Annotated in this window: 15 protein-coding genes and 1 pseudogene; 6 read left to right on the forward strand and 10 right to left on the reverse strand. The window is 73.8% G+C overall.

What is annotated here, in order from left to right:
• Window positions 1–25 precede the first annotated feature (25 nt).
• The 4 genes and pseudogenes from ABT023_RS09340 to ABT023_RS09355 form a co-directional block, all read right to left on the reverse strand.
• Window positions 26–823 carry an ABC transporter ATP-binding protein gene (locus ABT023_RS09340; RefSeq protein ID WP_350883437.1) on the reverse strand — a complete coding sequence of 266 codons (798 nt, stop codon included), beginning with the start codon at window positions 821–823 and terminating at the stop codon, window positions 26–28.
• Window positions 820–1896, reverse strand: a complete 1077-nt coding sequence (locus tag ABT023_RS09345; RefSeq protein ID WP_350883674.1) for a FecCD family ABC transporter permease — start codon at window positions 1894–1896, stop codon at window positions 820–822. The genes ABT023_RS09340 and ABT023_RS09345 overlap by 4 nt, the downstream gene beginning before the upstream one ends.
• A 34-nt stretch (window positions 1897–1930) precedes the next feature.
• On the reverse strand, window positions 1931–2869 hold the full coding sequence (locus ABT023_RS09350) for an ABC transporter substrate-binding protein (protein WP_350883439.1): 939 nt from the start codon (window positions 2867–2869) through the stop codon (window positions 1931–1933).
• 401 nt (window positions 2870–3270) lie between these two features.
• Window positions 3271–4587, reverse strand: a pseudogene (locus ABT023_RS09355) (M14 family metallopeptidase); the annotation flags it as partial.
• Window positions 4588–4806: 219 nt separating this feature from the next.
• On the opposite strand from ABT023_RS09355, the gene ABT023_RS09360 reads away from it, so the two are divergent.
• Window positions 4807–6147: a C39 family peptidase gene (locus ABT023_RS09360; RefSeq protein WP_350883441.1), complete on the forward strand. Its 1341-nt coding sequence runs from the start codon at window positions 4807–4809 to the stop codon at window positions 6145–6147.
• Between the two features lie 106 nt (window positions 6148–6253).
• On the opposite strand, the gene ABT023_RS09365 is transcribed toward ABT023_RS09360, so the two are convergent.
• The 3 genes from ABT023_RS09365 to mqnE all read right to left on the reverse strand — a co-directional run bounded on the left by ABT023_RS09365 (window position 6254) and on the right by mqnE (window position 8235).
• On the reverse strand, window positions 6254–6535 hold the full coding sequence (locus ABT023_RS09365; protein WP_350883443.1) for a DUF4229 domain-containing protein: 282 nt from the start codon (window positions 6533–6535) through the stop codon (window positions 6254–6256).
• Between the two features lie 73 nt (window positions 6536–6608).
• Window positions 6609–7043 carry a hypothetical protein gene (locus ABT023_RS09370; protein ID WP_350883445.1) on the reverse strand — a complete coding sequence of 145 codons (435 nt, stop codon included), beginning with the start codon at window positions 7041–7043 and terminating at the stop codon, window positions 6609–6611.
• 22 nt (window positions 7044–7065) lie between these two features.
• Window positions 7066–8235 (reverse strand): aminofutalosine synthase MqnE, encoded by a 1170-nt coding sequence (mqnE, locus tag ABT023_RS09375; RefSeq protein ID WP_350883447.1) that lies wholly within the window; start codon window positions 8233–8235, stop codon window positions 7066–7068.
• Window positions 8236–8474: 239 nt separating this feature from the next.
• On the opposite strand from mqnE, the gene ABT023_RS09380 reads away from it, so the two are divergent.
• The 4 genes from ABT023_RS09380 (at window position 8475) to ABT023_RS09395 (ending at window position 14563) form a co-directional block, all read left to right on the forward strand.
• Window positions 8475–9980, forward strand: a complete 1506-nt coding sequence (locus ABT023_RS09380) for a C40 family peptidase (protein WP_350883449.1) — start codon at window positions 8475–8477, stop codon at window positions 9978–9980.
• Window positions 9981–11243: 1263 nt separating this feature from the next.
• A complete protein-coding gene (locus ABT023_RS09385; protein WP_350883451.1) occupies window positions 11244–11777 on the forward strand; it encodes a hypothetical protein in 534 nt (177 codons plus the stop codon).
• A gap of 193 nt (window positions 11778–11970) precedes the next feature.
• Window positions 11971–13836, forward strand: coding sequence for a DEAD/DEAH box helicase (locus tag ABT023_RS09390; protein ID WP_350883453.1), 1866 nt, complete (start codon window positions 11971–11973; stop codon window positions 13834–13836).
• A 106-nt stretch (window positions 13837–13942) separates the two neighbouring features.
• Window positions 13943–14563, forward strand: a complete 621-nt coding sequence (locus ABT023_RS09395) for a putative glycolipid-binding domain-containing protein (protein WP_350883676.1) — start codon at window positions 13943–13945, stop codon at window positions 14561–14563.
• 75 nt (window positions 14564–14638) lie between these two features.
• On the opposite strand, the gene cds1 is transcribed toward ABT023_RS09395, so the two are convergent.
• From cds1 to ABT023_RS09410, 3 genes are read right to left on the reverse strand one after another with little or no spacing between them, the layout of a single operon-like run.
• Window positions 14639–15730, reverse strand: a complete 1092-nt coding sequence (cds1, locus tag ABT023_RS09400) for an L-cysteine desulfhydrase Cds1 (protein WP_350883455.1) — start codon at window positions 15728–15730, stop codon at window positions 14639–14641.
• A 23-nt stretch (window positions 15731–15753) separates the two neighbouring features.
• Window positions 15754–16587, reverse strand: coding sequence for an SDR family NAD(P)-dependent oxidoreductase (locus ABT023_RS09405; protein ID WP_350883457.1), 834 nt, complete (start codon window positions 16585–16587; stop codon window positions 15754–15756).
• Window positions 16588–16631: 44 nt separating this feature from the next.
• The gene (locus tag ABT023_RS09410; RefSeq protein ID WP_350883459.1) at window positions 16632–17090 is read right to left on the reverse strand and encodes an Lrp/AsnC family transcriptional regulator; all 459 of its coding nucleotides are present in this window, start codon (window positions 17088–17090) and stop codon (window positions 16632–16634) included.
• Window positions 17091–17358: 268 nt separating this feature from the next.
• Here ABT023_RS09410 and ABT023_RS09415 point away from each other — a divergent pair, with 268 nt between their 5' ends.
• A complete protein-coding gene (locus ABT023_RS09415) occupies window positions 17359–17625 on the forward strand; it encodes a BldC family transcriptional regulator (protein ID WP_350883461.1) in 267 nt (88 codons plus the stop codon).
• Window positions 17626–17664: the final 39 nt, after the last annotated feature.

The raw sequence follows: 17664 nt of genomic DNA on the forward strand, positions 1-17664 counted from the left end.
GGGAACGCCCGACAGGAACCCCGCGTCAGCGGGGGCGGACGGGGACCACCAGGGGGCCGTGCTCCCCGGGGAGGACGCGGACGGAGGCCCGGTAGTGGGTCGCCAGGAGGTCTTCGGTGAGCACGTCACGGGGCGGCCCGGCCGCGGCGACCCGACCGGCGGCCAGCAGGACCATCCGGTCGGCGTACTCGCCGGCCAGGGAGAGGTCGTGCATGGTGGCGAGGACGGTGAGGCCGTGCTCGCGGCGGAGCTGGTCGATCAGCTCCAGCACCTCCTGCTGGTGGCCGATGTCCAGGGCGCTCGTCGGCTCGTCGAGCAGCAGCAGGGTGGCCCCCTGGGCGAGCGCCCGGGCCAGGAAGACCCGCTGCCGCTCGCCCCCGGAGAGGGTGGCCAGCTCACGGCGGTCGAAGCCGTCCAGGTCGAGGCGGTCCAGCACGTCCCGCACAGCGGCCAGGTCGGCGGCGGACTCCCGGCCCAGCGACGGGATGTACGGGGTCCGGCCGAGCAGCACGTAGTCGAAGACCGACATGCCGGCCGGGACCACCGGGGACTGGGCGACGGTGGCCACCACCCGGGCGCGGTCGCGGCGGCGCAGCGCCTCGCTCGGCGTACCGAACAGGGAGATGGCCCCCGGCGCGGGCAGCAGGCCGCCGACGGCGCGCAGCAGGGTCGACTTGCCGGCGCCGTTCGGGCCGATGACGGTGACCCACCCGCCCGGCTCGACGCGCAGGTCGACGCCCCGCAGGACCGGTGTGCCGTCCAGGGTGACGTGCAGGTCCCGCACCTCGACGGCGGGTGCGCCGGGCGGGGCGGAGGCGCTCACGTGAGCACCCGGCGGGCGGTGCGCAGGACCAGCACGAAGAACGGGCCGCCGAGCAGCGCGGTGACCACGCCGATCGGGATCTCGGCGGGGGCGGCGGCGGTCCGGGCGACCACGTCGGTCAGCGCCAGGAACGCCCCGCCGAAGAGCAGGGACAGCGGCAGGACGACCCGGTAGCTGGACCCGGCGAGCAGGCGCACGGTGTGCGGGACGATGATCCCGACGAAGCCGATCAGCCCGGACGCGGAGACCGCGGCGGCGGTGCCGAGCGAGGCGGCGGCGATCAGCAGGTACCGGGAGCGCTGCGGGTGCAGGCCGAGGCCCCTGGCCTCGTCGTCGCCGACGGACAGCACGTCCAGCTCGCGGCGGTGCAGCAGCACCACGACCGTGGTGAGCAGGAAGTACGGCAGAACCAGCCGGACGTCGTGCCAGCCGGCGGTGGCGAGCCGGCCGAGCAGCCACGAGTAGACCTGCTGGATGGTGTCGGAGTTGCGCTGGAGCAGGTACGTCTGCCCGGCGGAGAGGAACGCGGACACGGCCACCCCGGCCAGGATCAGCGTCGCCGTCGAGCGTCCCCGCCCGCCGGCCGCCCCGAGCAGGTAGGTCATGGCGACCGCGCCGAGCGAGCCGACGAACGCGGCCAGCGGGATGGTGACCGGCAGCCCGGTCAGCGCGCCGCCCGCCCCGGCGCCGAGGGCGATCACGGCGGTGACCGCGAGCCCGGCCCCGGCCGCCACCCCGAGCAGGTACGGGTCGGCCAGCGGGTTGCGGAAGACACCCTGGTAGCAGCCGCCGGCCAGGGCGAGCAGACCGCCGACCAGCAGCCCGAGCACCACCCGGGGCAGCCGCAGCTCGGTGACGATGGCGATCTCGCGCTCGGTCAGGCCGCTGTCCAGGCGCACCCCGGGCAGCAGGTTGAGCAGCTCGGCGGCGACGCTGCCGGGGGGCAGGCTGACCGGGCCGAGGGAAACCCCGGCGACGAGCGCGACCAGCACGGCCACCACCCCCGCGGCCAGCCAGCCGGGCCGCAGCCCGGCCGGCCGGCTCACGGGGGTGGGGGTCGGTGCCTTCCGCACGGCGGTGGGCGCGGTCAACGCCCGTTGCCCAGGGTCACGCCGGCACCTTGGCCACGGCGTCGACGACGGAGCGGAGCAGGTCGACGACCCGCGGGCCCCAGCGCGAGGCGACGTCGTCGTCGAGCGCGACGACCTGGTTGTTCTTGACCGCGGTGACGCCGGCCCAGCCGCTGCGCGCCTTGACCGTCTCGGGGCTCTGCTTGCAGCACTTGGTGTCGGCCAGGAAGACGAAGTCGGGGTTCGCCTTGACGATGACCTCCTGGGAGAGCTGCGGGTAGCCGCCGTTGCGGCCGTCGGCGTCCGACGGGTCGGCGATGTTCTCCAGGCCGGCGAGGGCGTAGATCGAGCCGATGAAGGTCTTGCTGGTCGCGCTGTACAGCTCCGGGCCCAGCTCGTGGTAGTAGGTCAGCTTCGTCGACCGCTGCGGCAGGTCCTTGGTCAGCTTGGCGATGTCGTCCTTCATCCGCCGGACCACGTCGGCCGCCTCGGTGGGATGGCCGGTGAGCGTGCCGAGGTCGGTGAGCTGCCGGTAGGTGTCCTCCAGCGTGACGGCCGCCGGGGTGAGCAGCACCGGGATCTTCAGCGTGGTGAGCTGCTCGACGATCTTGTTCATGTTGTCGGAGAGCACCACCAGGTCGGGGGCCTTGCCGGCGATCGCCTCGGCGTTCGGCTGGAAGCTGGACAGGTCGCTCTTCGGCGCCTCCGGCGGGTGGTTCGACTGGTCGTCGACGGCGGTGACCTGCCCGCCGGCGCCGACGGCGAAGAGCATCTCGGTCGAGGTCGGCGAGAGCGAGACGATCTTCTCCGGACGCTTCTCCAGCGTCAGCTTGCCGACGGTGGCGGGGAACGCGGCGGTCGCCGGGCTGCCGCCCGCGGCGGGGGTGTCGTCGGAGCTCTTCTCGGCGCAGGCGCCGAGCGCGAGCGCGGCCACCGCGAGGGTCGCGGCGAAGAGCCGTGGGGTACGTCGGAACACAGGTCCTCCTGTCGGTCGAGGAGCGTGGTGCTTCGCCGACAGGAGCCGTGGTGCGGATGCCCGTCCGCGAGGCGCCCTTCCTCGAAGGCGCGTATCGCGACCGCGCCGCAGGCGACCTGGCTCGCCACACACGGCAGCGCCGGCCGACCGGCCGACGCCGGGAAGGAGCCGGCCGTCGTGGCCGGACCCACGCCCGCCCCGGAAGGGGCGGGACGCCACGGGTGGGGCATCACAGTTGCGGGACAGCGCCGGGTTCACACCGGTTTCGCTGCGGAATGGTCGGTGCCACGGTAGCGCACGCTCGGGGCGCACCCTGGCCGAGCAAGGGGTCATCTCTCTGCGCACACACCCCGTCACGGGGCGGGGCCCGGAACGGACCCCACCCCGCAGGACGGTCAGGCGCAGTACTGCGCCTGCTTGTTGATCACCCGGTACGGGCAGTCGGCGTACTCGGAGAGCAGCAGCACCGCCTCCTTGTTCCGCGCGGTCTGGGCGGGGATGACCTCGTCGGGCGGGTAGAAGCCGCCGCCGATGCCGGACGAGCCGGGGTACATCTCGAAGGTGTACGCCCAGATACCGTGCGTCGCCCACATCCAGTCGAGGCTGTCGCCGTCGGTGATGTAGAGGTCGCTCGACTGCTCCGGGGTGTACCCGTTGGTGGCCGCCATCTGCTGGCCGAGGGTGGCGAAGGTGTTGTACTGGTCGGCGGTCATCCCGGTGGTGGTGTTCGCCGTGGTGTAGCCGAACGGCCAGAGCACGAGCTGCGAGTACGTGTGCCAGTCGATGTTGGCCTTGATCTGCTGCACTCCGCCGACGACCCGGCTGTTGACGAAGTCGCGCAGCGCCCGCGTCTCCGGGGCGGAGAAGGCCGACGGGCCGCGGTAGGTCAACGACGACGCGGAGCCGGACGAGCCGCCGCAGCAGCCCCACTTGTAGCCCCAGTTCCGGTTCAGGTCGGTGCCGACCGCCGTCGAGCCGCTGTTCGGCTGCCGGTTCTTGCGCCAGGACCGGTACGACCCGGTGGCGATGTCGTACTCGCTGCCGTCGGGGTTGACGGTGGGGACGATCCAGATCTCCCGGGAGTTGACGATGTTGGTGACCCGGGAGTCGGTGCCGTAGCTGTCGGTGAACAGGTTGAGCAGGTAGATCGCCATCTCGACGGTCAGGTGCTCGCGGGCGTGCTGCTGGGAGTTGAACAGGATCTCCGGCTCGGCCTCGTCGGTGGCGACGTTGTCGGAGATCTTCACCGCCATCAGGTCCCGGCCCTCGTGCGACTGGCCGATGCTGGTCTTGCGCGCGATGGTCGGGTGGTCGGCGACCACCTTGTTGACCGCGGCGGTCAGCTCGGCGTAATCATGGTAGTTCGAGTCGGCGGACGGGAAGCCCAGGGTGCCGATCTCCCCTGCGGGGGCGGCCGGGACCACCTCCTTCTCGAGCCGGAAGCCGAGCCGCCGGATCGCCGCCGCCTCGTCCGTGGTGGCCGAGACGTGCAGGACGCCGTGCTCGCTGGAGTCGATGGCGGCACCGGTGCGGGCCACCGCGTTGCGGTCGGCCAGGGTGCGCGGGCCGAGCACCCGGTACTCGGCGGCGGCCGGCTCGGCGGTGCTCTCCGGGGCCGGTCGCGCGGAGACGGGGCCGGTGGCGACGGTGAGGGCCAGGCCGGCGGCGGTGGCGAGCACCAGCGCGCGACGCAGGCGGGCGGGGGTACGGAAGCCCATGGACAACCTCCTCAGGGCACGGGGAGATCCCGTTCTGTGTCGCACACTTCACCACCCGTCACATGGTCATATCAATATGTTTCGCTTCTTTCCCCATCCCGACCTGATCCTCACATCGGCAACGGTTTTCCATCCTTCAGCATCTGGCGAAACTTCCCTCCAAGCGGGATAGTGACCGGCAAGCATGCCCCCCGACCCGCCTCACTTCGCGGAGATCCCATGGTCAGCAGAGCCCTGCGCGCGGTCGCCCTTGCCGGCGTCGCCGCGCTCGCCCTCGGCGGCGCGGCCGTTCCCGCCCCCGCCAGCGCCCGTCCCCCCACCGTCGAGCACGACGAGGAGATCACTTTCCAGGAGTGGTCCCGCTACCCCGACTGGCGCTCCGGCGACCACCGGGGCACCCGGGCCGTCCCCGGTCACCGCACCGGGATCACCATCGACCGGCCCGCCGGCACCACCGAGTTCGCCGACGAGCACAGCGGCACCACCGCCACCTGGGAGTACGCCACCTGGACCTCGCCGCGCACCAAGGTCGGCTTCGACGCCACCGAGCTGGTCGCCTCGTGGAACGCCGAGACCCCGGCGGGCACCTGGATCCAGGTCGAACTCCAGGGCACCTACAACACCGGTGACCAGACCCCGTGGTACGTCATGAGCCGCTGGGCCTCCGGCGACCAGGACATCAAGCGGGCCACCCTGGACGGTCAGGGCGACCCGTGGTCGAGCGTGTGGACCGACACGTTCTCGATCGACGACGCCGAGGCCGGGGTCCTGCTTCGGTCGTACCAGCTGCGGGTCGGCCTCTACCGCAAGCCCGGCCTGAAGGCGTCGCCCCAGGTCCGGATGCTCGGCGCGATGAGCTCCAACGTCCCGGACCGGTTCACCGTCACCCCGAGCCGGGGCGGGATCGCCTGGGGCACCGAGCTGGCCGTCCCGGCCCGCTCCCAGATGATCCACCGGGGCAACTACCCCGAGTGGGGCGGCGGCGGCCAGGTCTGGTGCAGCCCGACGTCCACCACGATGGTGCTGGAGTACTACGGCAAGCTGCCGTCGGCGCAGGACCTGTCCTGGATCACCCCCGGCTACACGGACCCGCAGGTGGCCCACGCAGCCCGGATGACCTGGGACTACGAGTACGAGGGCTCGGGCAACTGGCCGTTCAACACCGCGTACGCGGGTAGCTTCTCCGGCATCGACGCCCGGGTGACCCGGCTGCACTCCCTCGACGAGGTGGAGCGGTTCATCAAGGCCGGCATCCCGGTGATCACCTCGCAGTCCTTCCTCGACACCGAGCTGGACGGGTCGAACTACGGCACCGCCGGCCACCTCTTCGTGGTCGTCGGCTTCACCGCCGACGGCGACGTGATCGTCAACGACCCGGCGTCGTCGACGAACGCGGAGGTGCGCAACGTGTACAAGCGGGAGCAGTTCGAGCAGATCTGGCAGCGCACCAAGCGCTACCGGGCCAACGGCACGGTGGCCAGCGGATCCGGCGGCATCGCGTACCTGGTCAAGCCGGCGAACCGGCCCTGGCCGGTGGTCCGGGGCTCGACCAACTGGTAGGAGAACGGCACCGGGCCCGGCTCGTCCCCAGGGACGAGCCGGGCCCGGCTCGCGCTCAGGCCCGGCTCGCGCTCAGGCCCGGCTCGCGCTCAGGCCCGGCTCGCGCTCAGGGGCGCTGGTCGCCGGGGCCGCCCTCGGCGGGCTGGTCGTCGCCGGCCAGCGCGGAGCGCAGCCGCTCCTTCTCGGCCCGACGCCGCTCGGCGGCCTCCGCCATCTCCCCGGCCATCTCGTCCCGCCAGCCCTTGAGCAGGAAGAACGAGAGCGTGGCGGAGAACGCCAGCGCCAGCATCAGCTGCAGGAAGATGTTCATCCCGACCGGCCAGAGCGCCACGAAGACCACCACGAACAGCCCGATCCGGCCCAGCGTGTACTTGACCGCCGCGCTCACGTTCGCACTCCGTTCTCCGCCGGCTCGCCGGCGGGAGGGTTCAGCCGCCGGCTCGCCCGGGCGGGAGGGTTGTTCAGCCCGTCCGCCGGGCCAGCCAGTGGACGCCAGGAAACCACACCACCGCGTACACCACGGTGAACGCGGTGGCCGCGAGCCCGCCGGACACCAGGGGCGGCAGCCCGTCGGTCAGGCCGGCCACCAGCAGGCCGCCGACCACGGCGAGCGCGGCCGCCGCCAGCGCGGCCACCACCCGGGCAGCGCCGAACTCCCAGGCCCGGAAGTCCTCCCAGTACAGCCAGGCGGGCAGGATGATCGCCAGCCAGCCGTTGGCCCGGCCGAAGTCGCCCGCGCCGACCGTGGCAAAGCCCCAGTCGAGCAGCAGCAGGGCGAGCAGGCCGATCACCATGCCGGCGAGGCTCACCCCGAGCAGGTCGCCGAGCGCGACGACGCGCCCCTGGGCATCGCGCCGGGGGAACCCGCCCTGGTCCGGCTGACTCGACTCGCTCATGGCATCCGAGGGTACGGGCCGGTCAGGCCCAGACCTGCTGCGGCTCGGACCGGCGCTCGGCCAGCGACGGGGCGGCGTCGTACTCGCGGACGACCTCGTAGCGGGTGTTGCGCTCGACCGGACGGAAGCCGGCGTCCCAGATCAGGTGCAGCAGGTCGTCCCGGTGCATCGTGTTCGGGGTGCCGTACGAGTCGGCGTCGTGGGTGATCTTGTATTCCACGACCGAGCCGTCCAGGTCGTCAACGCCGAAGTTCAGCGAGAGCTGGGCGACCGAGAGGCCGTGCATCACCCAGAAGTTCTTCACGTGCGGGATGTTGTCGAACAGCAGCCGGGAGACCGCGAAGGTCTTGAGCGACTCGGCCGGCGAGGCCATCGTGGTGCGGGCCTGGATCCGGTTGCGCACCTTGCCGTCCGCCGAGTCCACGAAGTCGTGCTGGTAGCGCAGCGGGATGAAGACCGCGAAGCCGCCGGTCTCGTCCTGAAGCTCGCGCAGCCGCAGCACGTGGTCGACCCGGTGCCGGGGCTCCTCGATGTGGCCGTAGAGCATCGTCGCCGGGGTCTTCATACCCTTCGAGTGGGCCAGCGCGTGGATCCGCGACCAGTCCTCCCAGTGGCAGGCGTGGTCGACGATGTGCTGGCGGACCTCCCAGTCGAAGATCTCCGCGCCACCGCCGGTCAGCGACTCCAGGCCGGCATCCATCAGCTCGTCGAGGATCTCGTCGGCGGGCAGGCCGCTGATCTTCTCGAACCACTGCACCTCGGTCGCGGTGAAGCACTTGAGCTTGACGTTCGGCAGCGCCGCCTTCAGCTCGCGCAGCACCTTCGGGTAGTAGCGCCAGGGCAGCGTCGGGTGCAGGCCGTTGACGATGTGCAGCTCGGTGAGCTGCTCGTCCTCCATCTCCTTGGCCTTGCGGACCGCCTCGTCGATGCGCATCGTGTACGCGTCCTTCTCGCCGGGCTTGCGCTGGAAGGAGCAGTACGCGCACGACGCCGAGCAGACGTTGGTGAGGTTCAGGTGCCGGTTGACGTTGAACATCACCCGGTCGCCGTTCAGCTCGGTGCGCCGGTGGTGGGCCAACCGGCCCAGCCAGGTCAGGTCGTCGCTGTCGTAGAGGGCGATCCCGTCCTCGCGGGTCAGCCGCTCCCCCGCGTACACCTTCGCTTCGAGCTCACGCTTGAGTCCGGCGTCCATCGAAAGCCACGTCCCTTCCACCTGCGGTCCGGTCGAGCCTACGTCGGTTCCCCGACCGGATGTCTGCCCGGTCGGGCACAGCGACGTAGTTCACCGAACTCACAGCCGGTCGTTACCCGTCACCGCATCGACATCCTTGCTCCGGTGCGGTAAGACAGGGTGGGACGCGCCACAGCCAGGGCGCGCCACCGCCGCCGCGCCGACCACGCGCGGTCCCAGCACGCCGGACGGGGAGCGGAATGGTGCAGAGCCAGCAGAGCCGACGACGGCAACGACGGAGGCCCCCGCTGTTCTCTCCGGTGCTTCGACCGATGCTCTGGTCCGCCCTGCTCAGCACGGTCGTCACGGCCGTGCTCGCCACCCCCGCGTACGCCGAGCCGCCGCTGCCCAACGCCGTCCCCGACACCGGGTCCCGCCCGGTCGCCGCCGTCGGGTTCCAGCTGCCCGGCGTGAACGGCCCCGGCAGCCCCGCCACGCCGTTGGCGCCCCTCGGCAACGGTCCGCTCGCCGCCGTGATCGCCGCCGCCGAGGCGCAGGTGGGACTCCTCGGCGACCAACTGCTCGGGCTGCGCCAGACCCGCACCGATGCCGAGGCCCAGCTCGCGACCGCCGACCAGGGCCTCAAGACGGCCCGCGACGGCCTGACCAAGGCCCAGGACGGCGCCGACACTGCCGCCGCAGGCGCGTTCAAGGCCGCAGCCGCGTTGCCGCCCGGCGAGTTCGCCCGAGACCTGCACGGCCTCAACATGCTCACGCAGATCACCCGGGGCGAGCAGGCCGACGGCGCCACCACCGCCGCCGCCGGCGAGCTGGCCCGGGCCCGCGCCGCCGAACAGCTCGCCTACCAGGCGTGGATGGCCGCCGACACCCGGGTGCGCACCGTCCGGGAGCAGTACGCCGCCGTGGAGAAGTCGTTCCGCGAGCAGGAGGCGAATCTGCTCAAGCTGCGCAAGGACAACGCCGCGCAGCTCATCGAGCTGGAGCGTCAGCAGGAGGCGGCCGAGCAGCGGCTCGGCGCGTCCTACGTCCAGGGGCAGAGCACCAACGGCCTCACCGCCAGCCCGGTCGCGCTGGCCGCGGTGCGCTACGCCCTGGCTCAGCTCGGCGACCCGTACGTCTGGTCCGAGGAGGGCCCGGACGCCTTCGACTGCTCCGGCCTGATGTGGGCCGCCTACCGGTCGGCGGGCTACCGCCAGCTCCCCCGGGTCTCCCGCGACCAGTACTACGCGACCCGGGGCCGGGCGGTGAGCCAGGGCGCCCTGCTCCCCGGTGACCTGCTCTTCTTCGCATCCGGCAGCAGCTGGACGACGATCCACCACGTCGGGATGTACATCGGCGGCGGCAAGATGGTCCAGGCCCCGACCACCGGCCAGACGGTGAAGATCTCCACAGTCGGTTGGTCCCGGCTCTACGCCGCGACCCGGGTGGTCGGTGCGGTGCCCGGCCCGCCCGCGCCCCCGCCCCCCACTCCGAAGCCCACCACTCCGAAGCCCACGAAGCCGCCGACCACGCCGAAGCCCACGCTTCCCCCCAAGCCGACGAAGTCCCCGACGCCCAAGCCGACGACGCCCAGGCCGACGACCCCGTCCGCGCCGCCGTCCAGCTCGTCGCCGAGCCCGTCGCACTCGCCGTCGCCGTCGCCCAGCCCGTCGGACACCCCGCCGCCGGTGCCGACCACCCAGTCCAGCAGCCTGGCGCCGAGCGACAGCGCCTCACCGAAGGCGTCGACGACCGAGACCGGCTGAGGCCAACCGTCCACTCCGGCTGTGCGGCCGGGCGGGAATGTGGCACCGTGACACCCATACACTGCCGGCCCGGCGCCACGGGTGCGGGGGCGAGCGCGGGCACGGAGGACGACCATGGGCGAGCAAGAGGTTCCGGCGGAGACGGTCGACCCCGGATCCACGCCCGGCCCCGCCGACCGCGCGGCCGGCACGGAGGACGCCCGGGCCCCTACGACATCGGGTGACGACCCGGAGGCGACACCTGGCCGCCCCCGCGACCCGTTCGGGCCGACCGGGCGGGCGGCCGTGCCGGCCGGGGCCGCGCGGGCCCGGGTGAGCGTCGCCACCGCCGCCGCCCCGCCGCAGGGGGTCACGCTGCCGGCCGCCGCATCGGCCGGCGGGACCACCTACCGCACGGGCACGTCGTCGTCCGGCGCCGCCCCCGTGCCGGCGACGGATGGCGGCATCCCCGCCGACGGGGTCCCGGCAGCCCCGGCCGGCAGCCTCGCAGTGGGCCACGGTGACGCCTCCGACGCCGCTACGGCCGGCCCGGCGACCGCCCGGCCAGCCCCCGTCGTTCCGGCCCAGCGCAGCGGCGACGCCCCGCCCGCGACCGCCCGGGCCAGCGCCTCGGTGCCCGGCCTGAACCGGATCTCCACGCGCGAGGTGGCCGGGGCCGCGATGAACGCCGGTTCTTCCCGGGGCTCCGGTGGGACGACGCAAGGCAGCGCCAAGGTGTACCGGTCGACCCCGGTGAGTCCCGAGCCTCCCGAGCCGGCGCGTCCACCGGAGCCGGCCGAGCCACCGGCGCCGCCCGTCCCGAAGCCGGAGCCCGCCCCGAAGCCGGAGCCCGCCCCGGTGCCCGTGCCGACGCCGGTCCCGCCGACGCCGGTCCCGCCGACGCCGGTCCCCGGCCCTACCCCGCCGTCGCCGAATCCCCCGGTTCCCGAGCCGACGCCGCCGGGCCCTGGCCCGATCCCACCCGTACCCGGGCCTGGCCCGATCCCACCCGTACCCGGGCCGCCGGTGCCGCCGCCACCGCCCCCCGGCCCGGTGCCGGCACCGCCGTTCCCGCCGCCGCCGCTGACCGCGTCGTCGTCGGCGTCGGCTGTGCAGTTCCTCCCCGGCCGGCCGGCCTCCGCACCGCCGTCTCCGGACGCCGGCGCGGACTGGCCTGCGCCGACGGTGGGCACCCCGGGCCCGAGCGCGGGTGGGCCGCCACCGGCGAGCCGACCATCCTCCGCGCCGCCGGCCTCCGCACCGCCGGCCTCCGCACCGCCCCCGTTGGTCCCGGCTCCCGCGCTGCCGGCCTGGCCGCCGTCCGAGCCGGCCGCCCACCTCGGCGGCCCCGCAGGCCGTCCGGGCACGCCGGGGTCGTCGACGCCGGGCCAGCCGGTCTCCGGCGGGCCCGCTCCCACCGCCGGCCGACCGACCCCCGGCCTGTACGGCGCCGCCGCGACCACCGCCTGGCCGGCGACGCCGACGACCGGGGTGCCGGGCGGCAGGGTCCCCGCCGGGCCACCCGGCCTGCCGGAGCCGGGAACCGCCGACCTGGCCAGCACCGCGTACGGCACCGAGGGGCCGGGGTTCGCCACGATCTCGCTGCCGACGGGGGCCGCGCTGGACAACTCGGGCTCCCTGACCGGGCACATCCTCGCCCAGGGCTGGACGGACGCCCCGACGCCCCGGTCGAGCACCACCAAGGTCGTGGCCGTACTGGCGGTGTCGCTCGGCCTGCTCGTCGCGATCGGCGTGTTGGTCGTCCTGGTGGCCGGCGACGCCATGGACGGGCTGGTGGGGGGTTTGCTCAACAAGTGACGCCGCGGGCGATGGTGAGCCCGACCACTACCCCTCGCGGCGCGGTGGCGGGTTTGCCGGCTCGCCGTACACTTGTGTCGATCACTGACCTTGGCGCGCACGAGACGCGCCCATGGGCGATCTTGCGGGCGATTCGGCGGCGTACAGCTGCGGCAGGCCATCGCGAAGATGCGCCCCGCTCGAAAGGTATTTCTTGACCACCTTTGCTGACCCCAGCACGTTTCCGTCCGTCTTCGACGCCTCGGCCGGACAGACCCGTCCGGCCGGCACCGGTGACGCCGCCGTCACCACCGCCCCCGAAGAGCCCACCCCGGCCGCCGCCGACCCTGACGCCGCCGCGACCGAGGTCGACGCCACGCCGCAGCCCAAGGTCGACTTCGCCGCCCTCGGGCTGCCCCAGTCGCTGGTCCGGGCGCTCGACCGGCAGGGCATCACCACGCCGTTCCCGATCCAGCGGGCCACCGTTCCCGACGCGCTCGCCGGCCGGGACGTCCTCGGTCGGGGCCAGACCGGTTCCGGCAAGACCCTCGCCTTCGGCCTGCCGCTGATCGCCCGGCTCGCCGAGCGCAACCGGGCCCGCCCGCTGCGCCCGCGGGCCCTGGTGCTGGTCCCCACCCGGGAGCTGGCCATGCAGGTCAACGACGCGCTCGTGCCGCTCGGCAAGGCGGTCGGGATCTTCCTCAAGACCGCTGTCGGCGGCGTGCCGTACGACCGGCAGATCGACGCGCTCCGCCGCGGGGTGGAGATCGTGGTGGCCACCCCCGGACGGCTGGGCGACCTGATCAACCGGGGCGTCTGCCAGCTCGACGACGTCGAGGTGACCGTGCTCGACGAGGCCGACCAGATGGCCGACATGGGCTTCCTGCCCGAGGTCACCGAGTTGCTGGCGAAGACTCCTGCCAACGCCCAGCGGCTGCTCTTCTCAGCCACCCTGGACGGTGACGTCGACTCGCTGGTCAGGCGGTTCATGACCGACCCAGTCACCCACTCGACCGCCCCGGCCACCGCTGCGGTGTCCACCATGGACCACCACCTGCTGCTGATCCCGCCGCACGAGAAGTTCGCCGTGACGGCCTCGATCGCCGCCCGGTCCGGCCGGACCATGCTCTTCGCCCGGACCCAGCTCGGCGTGGACCGGCTGGTCGAGCAGTTCGCCGCCGTCGGCGTGCGGGCCGGCGGGCTGCACGGCGGAAAGACCCAGAGCATGCGGACCCGCACCCTCGCCGAGTTCCGCGAGGGTCGGATGGACGTGCTGGTCGCCACCGACGTGGCGGCCCGGGGCATCCACGTCGACGGGGTGTCCCTGGTGCTGCACGTGGACCCACCGAAGGACCCGAAGGACTACCTGCACCGCGCGGGGCGCACCGCCCGGGCCGGCGAGTCCGGCGCGGTGGCCACCCTGGTGCTGCCGAAGCAGCGCCGGACCACCCTGGCGATGCTGGAGAAGGCCGGGGTCGAGCCGACGGAAAGCCGGGTCCGGGCCGGCGACCCGGTCCTGGCCGAGCTGACCGGTGCCCGCGAGCCCAGCGGCGTGCCGGTGCGCGCCGAGCCGTCGGCGACCCGCCGGAACGGCGACCGACCGTCCGGACCGCGCCGGTTCGAGGACCGGGGCGAGCGCCGCTACGGCGACCGCCCCACCGGGGAGCGCCGCTACGGCGACCGCCCCACGGGGGACCGTAGCTACGGGGACCGCCCCACCGGCGAGCGTAGGTTCGGCGACCGCCCCACGGGCGAGCGCCGCTACGGCGACCGGCCCACCGGCGAGCGTAGCTACGGCGACCGGCCCACGGGCGAGCGTAGGTTCGGGGACCGCCCCACCGGCGACCGCCCCACGGGCGAGCGCCGGTTCGACGACCGGGGCGAGCGGCGGTTCGCCGACCGCCCGGCCGGTGAGGGCTTCGGCGGCGAGCGCCGCTTCCCGGAGCGGGGCGAGTCCGGCGGGGACCCGCGCACCGGCGACCGGCGGGGCGGTTTCCGGCCCGAGGGACGCGGACGGGACGACCGGCCGCGCGACGACCGGCGCGGGTTCGGCGGACGGCCGCCGGCGCGTACCCACTGATCTGACGAAAACCGGAACGCCGTCGCGGAGCCCACGCTCCGCGGCGGCGTTTCCGCATGCGCTGCCGGCGCTCGCGTCGTGGCGTAACGTCCGGTTCATGCCGACCATGCCGAAGTCGCTGTTCTGGGCCCGGACGGACACCGCCGGTGCCGAGCACGCCCTGCTGGACGACCGGGACGGGCTGACCGCGCGAGGTGTCGCGATGGCCGTCGACCCGATCGCCTACACCTGCCGCTACCAGCTGACCACCGGGCCGGACTGGACGGTCCGCCGGCTGGAGGTCGAGGCGGAAGGGGCGGGCTGGCAGCGGAGCGTACGGCTGGAACCGGCCGGTGAACGGTGGCGGGTGACCACTTCCGAGCAGGGCGACCTGGACGCCGCGCTGCGGGCCGCCGGGCGTCCCCCGGCCGGGCTGCCGGGCACCGACGAGCCGGACCGGCTGGCCGACGCGGTCGACGTCGACCTCGGCGGATCGCCGCTGTTCAACACCCTCCCGGTACGCCGGCTGCGGCTGGCCTCGGAGCCGGCCGACACCACGCACCGGATCACCGTGGCGTGGGTGCTGGTGCCCAGCCTGGCGGTGGTCCCCGCCGAACAGGTCTACTCGGCGCTCGGCGCGGGCCGGGTCCGGTTCGCCAGCGGCACCTTCACCACCGACCTGGACGTCGACCCGGACGGCTGGGTGCTGCGCTACCCGGGCCTCGCGGAGCGGGTCCCGGGGCGCTGACGCGCACGTCGGCGTCTCCCGCCGCCCGGGCCGGCTGGCCGGTCGCCCGCCGGCCCCGCCGCCGGGGCCGGTTTCCTACCGGGGCCAGGCGCCGGTGGCGAGGAAACGGTCGACGGCGGCCAGGTGCGGGGCGAGGTCGAGCCCCTGCCCGGCCACCCAGTCGTCGGAGTAGTACGTGTCGGCGTACCGGTCCCCGGGGTCGCAGATCAGGGTGACCACCGAGCCGGTGCGCCCCTCGGCGAGCATGCCGGCGATCAGCCCGAACGCGCCCCAGAGGTTGGTTCCGGTGGAGCCGCCCACCCGGCGGCCGAGCAGGGCCGAGCCGGCCCGCATGGCGGCCAGGGAAGCGGCGTCGGGCACCTGGACCATCCGGTCCACCACGGCGGGCAGGAACGACGCCTCGACGCTGGGCCGGCCGATGCCCTCGATCCGGGAGCCCCGGCCGGTACGCACCGACCAGTCGGCCGCCTGCCAGGCCGGGTAGAACGCCGAGTTCTCCGGGTCGACCACGCACAGCTTGGTGGGCAGCCGGCGGTACCGGGTGTACCGGCCGATGGTGGCGCTGGTGCCGCCGGTCCCGGCGCCGACCACGATCCAGGCCGGCACGGGGTGCCGCTCCAGCGTGAGCTGCGCGTAGATCGACTCGGCGATGTTGTTGTTGCCCCGCCAGTCGGTGGCCCGCTCCGCGTAGGTGAACTGGTCCATGAAGTGGCCGCCGGAGTCCTCGGCCAGCCAGCGCGCCTCGACCACCACCTTCGCCGGGTCGTCGACCAGGTGGCAGCGCCCGCCCTGGAACTCGATCTGGGCGATCTTCTCGGGTGAGGTGGACGCCGGCATCACCGCGATGAACGGCAGCCCCAGCATCCGGGCGAAGTACGCCTCGGAGACCGCCGTCGAACCGGAGGACGCCTCGATGACGGTCGTCCCGGGGCCGATCCAGCCGTTGCACAGCCCGTACAGGAACAGCGAGCGGGCGAGCCGGTGCTTGAGCGAGCCGGTCGGGTGCGACGACTCGTCCTTGAGGTAGAGGTCGATCCCCCACTCCCGGGGGAGCGGGAACGGCAGCAGGTGGGTGTCGGCGGACCGGTTGGCGTCCGCCTCGACCGTGGCGATCGCCCCGGTCACCCACGTCCGGCTGGCTTCGTCGCACCGGTCGAGATGAGTCACGTGCGAAAACGTAGCAAGACGGGTCAGGCCCGGCCGGAGCCGCCCCGGCGGCGCTGCCGCCGCTGCCCGGCCCGGCCGGTGGCCCGGATCAGCGGGGTCAACGCCACGGCGAGCCCGGGGAGCGCGTCGAGCAGCCGGACCTGCGCGCCGCGCCAGCGGGGCAGCGCCACCACGGGCCGCGGCCGCCGGGCCAGCCGGACCGCCCGCGCGGCGACCCGCTCGGGGGTCAGCAGCGTCCCGGTGAAGGACGCCACGGCCCCCGGGTCGTCGAGCCGGTCGTGCAGCATCGGCGTCCAGATCCCGTCCGGGCACAGGCACGAGACGTGTACGTCCCGGTGCCCTGCCCCTCGCAGGTCGGCCAGGGTGCCCAGGCTGAACGCGAGCAGGGCATGCTTGCTGGCGGCGTACATCGTCTCGCCGGGAGCGGCGACCAGCCCGGCCAGCGAGACGACGTTGAGCACGTGCCCGCGCCCCTGTGCCCGCATCACCGCCAGCGCGGCGAGGGTGCCGGCCATCGCGCCGAGGGCGTTCACCTCGATGATCCGGCGGCGGGTCCGCTCGTCCTGCTCCCAGGCGGGACCGGTGGCCAGGATGCCGGCGTTGTTGACCCAGAGGCCGAGGCCGTCGGGCGACCGCCCGGCCGCCTCGGCGGCCACCGCCGCGCAGTCCGTCTCGTCGCGCACGTCCAGCGGCCGGGACCAGCCGCCGAGCGGCGCGGCCACGGCGGCGACGGCGTCGGCGTCCAGGTCGGTGAGCAGGACAGGCCAGCCGTCGGCGTGCAGGGCGGCGGCCAGCGCGCGGCCCAGGCCACCGGCCGCGCCGGTCACCACGGCCGTTCCCCGCACCGGCGACGTCACCGGCGCAACCTACCGCCGTGGCACGCCGCGCGCCAGAGCCGCGCTCAGGCCGTGGGCGGTCCGATCGACTGGGGACGGTTCTCCCACTTCGTCGACAGCGCGATCCCGGTACGGGTGGAGGCCACCCCGGGGGTCCGGTTCAGTCGGACGATGAGCTGCTCCAGCTCGGCGATGGTGCCGACCCGGGCCTTGAGCAGGAACGACTCGACCCCCGCCATGAAGTAGCAGGACTCGATCTCGGGCATCCGTCGGAACGCCTCCAGCACGTCGTCGGTGTCCCCGCCGGAGTCCTCGACGATGCTGATCAGCGCGGTCACCCCGAGGCCGATGGACTCGGGCTCCACCTCCGCCCGGTACGCCCGGATCACCCCGCCGGACTCCAGTTTCCCGACCCGTTCGTGCACGGCGGGGGCGGAGAGGCCGACCTGGCGGGCCAGCTCGGCGTACGAGAGTCGGGCATTGCCCTGCAACAGCGCGACGAGGCTCCGGTCGATGGCGTCCACGGACTGTGACCCTAGTCGTTCGGGCGTAACGTCCGGCGCTCGACATACGTTGCACCTGACAGCAGGTGAGTGTTCGCAGACCTTCGGTCAAGGGAGAACCGCGCCGGTAGCATTTACTAACTTCCCACTCAGTGCTTTTTTCGCGTTTGGCGGACAGGCCAGGTCGCTGGTGCTGTAATTGCCATACGTCCCTCATGACGGCTCTGGGCTCGCACCGGCCGGGGGCAGTGTGTTCAGCCGGGGGCTTCGTCGACGCGAGGAGGGGGCTGTGGACACTGGAGATCGCCTGCTGACACCGGGTGAGGTTGCCGCACTGTTTCGGGTGGACCCGAAGACGGTGACGCGATGGGCGGCGGCCGGCCGGATAGGCAGCATCCGGACTCCAGGCGGGCATCGCCGGTTTCGGGAATCCGAGGTGCGGGCCCTGCTGGAAGGGGAGGGCATGCTGGACGAGGCGGACGACATGGGAAAGACGCGTAACGTCGGCCCCGCGGCATCGACCGGCCCCGGCCCGGCCAACGCCGGGATGTACTGACCAGGTGCACTGACGGGGCACGCGGACCGGCCCGCCCGG

The sequence above is a fragment of the Micromonospora sp. NPDC002296 genome (assembly GCF_040296145.1).
Classification (GTDB): domain Bacteria; phylum Actinomycetota; class Actinomycetes; order Mycobacteriales; family Micromonosporaceae; genus Micromonospora.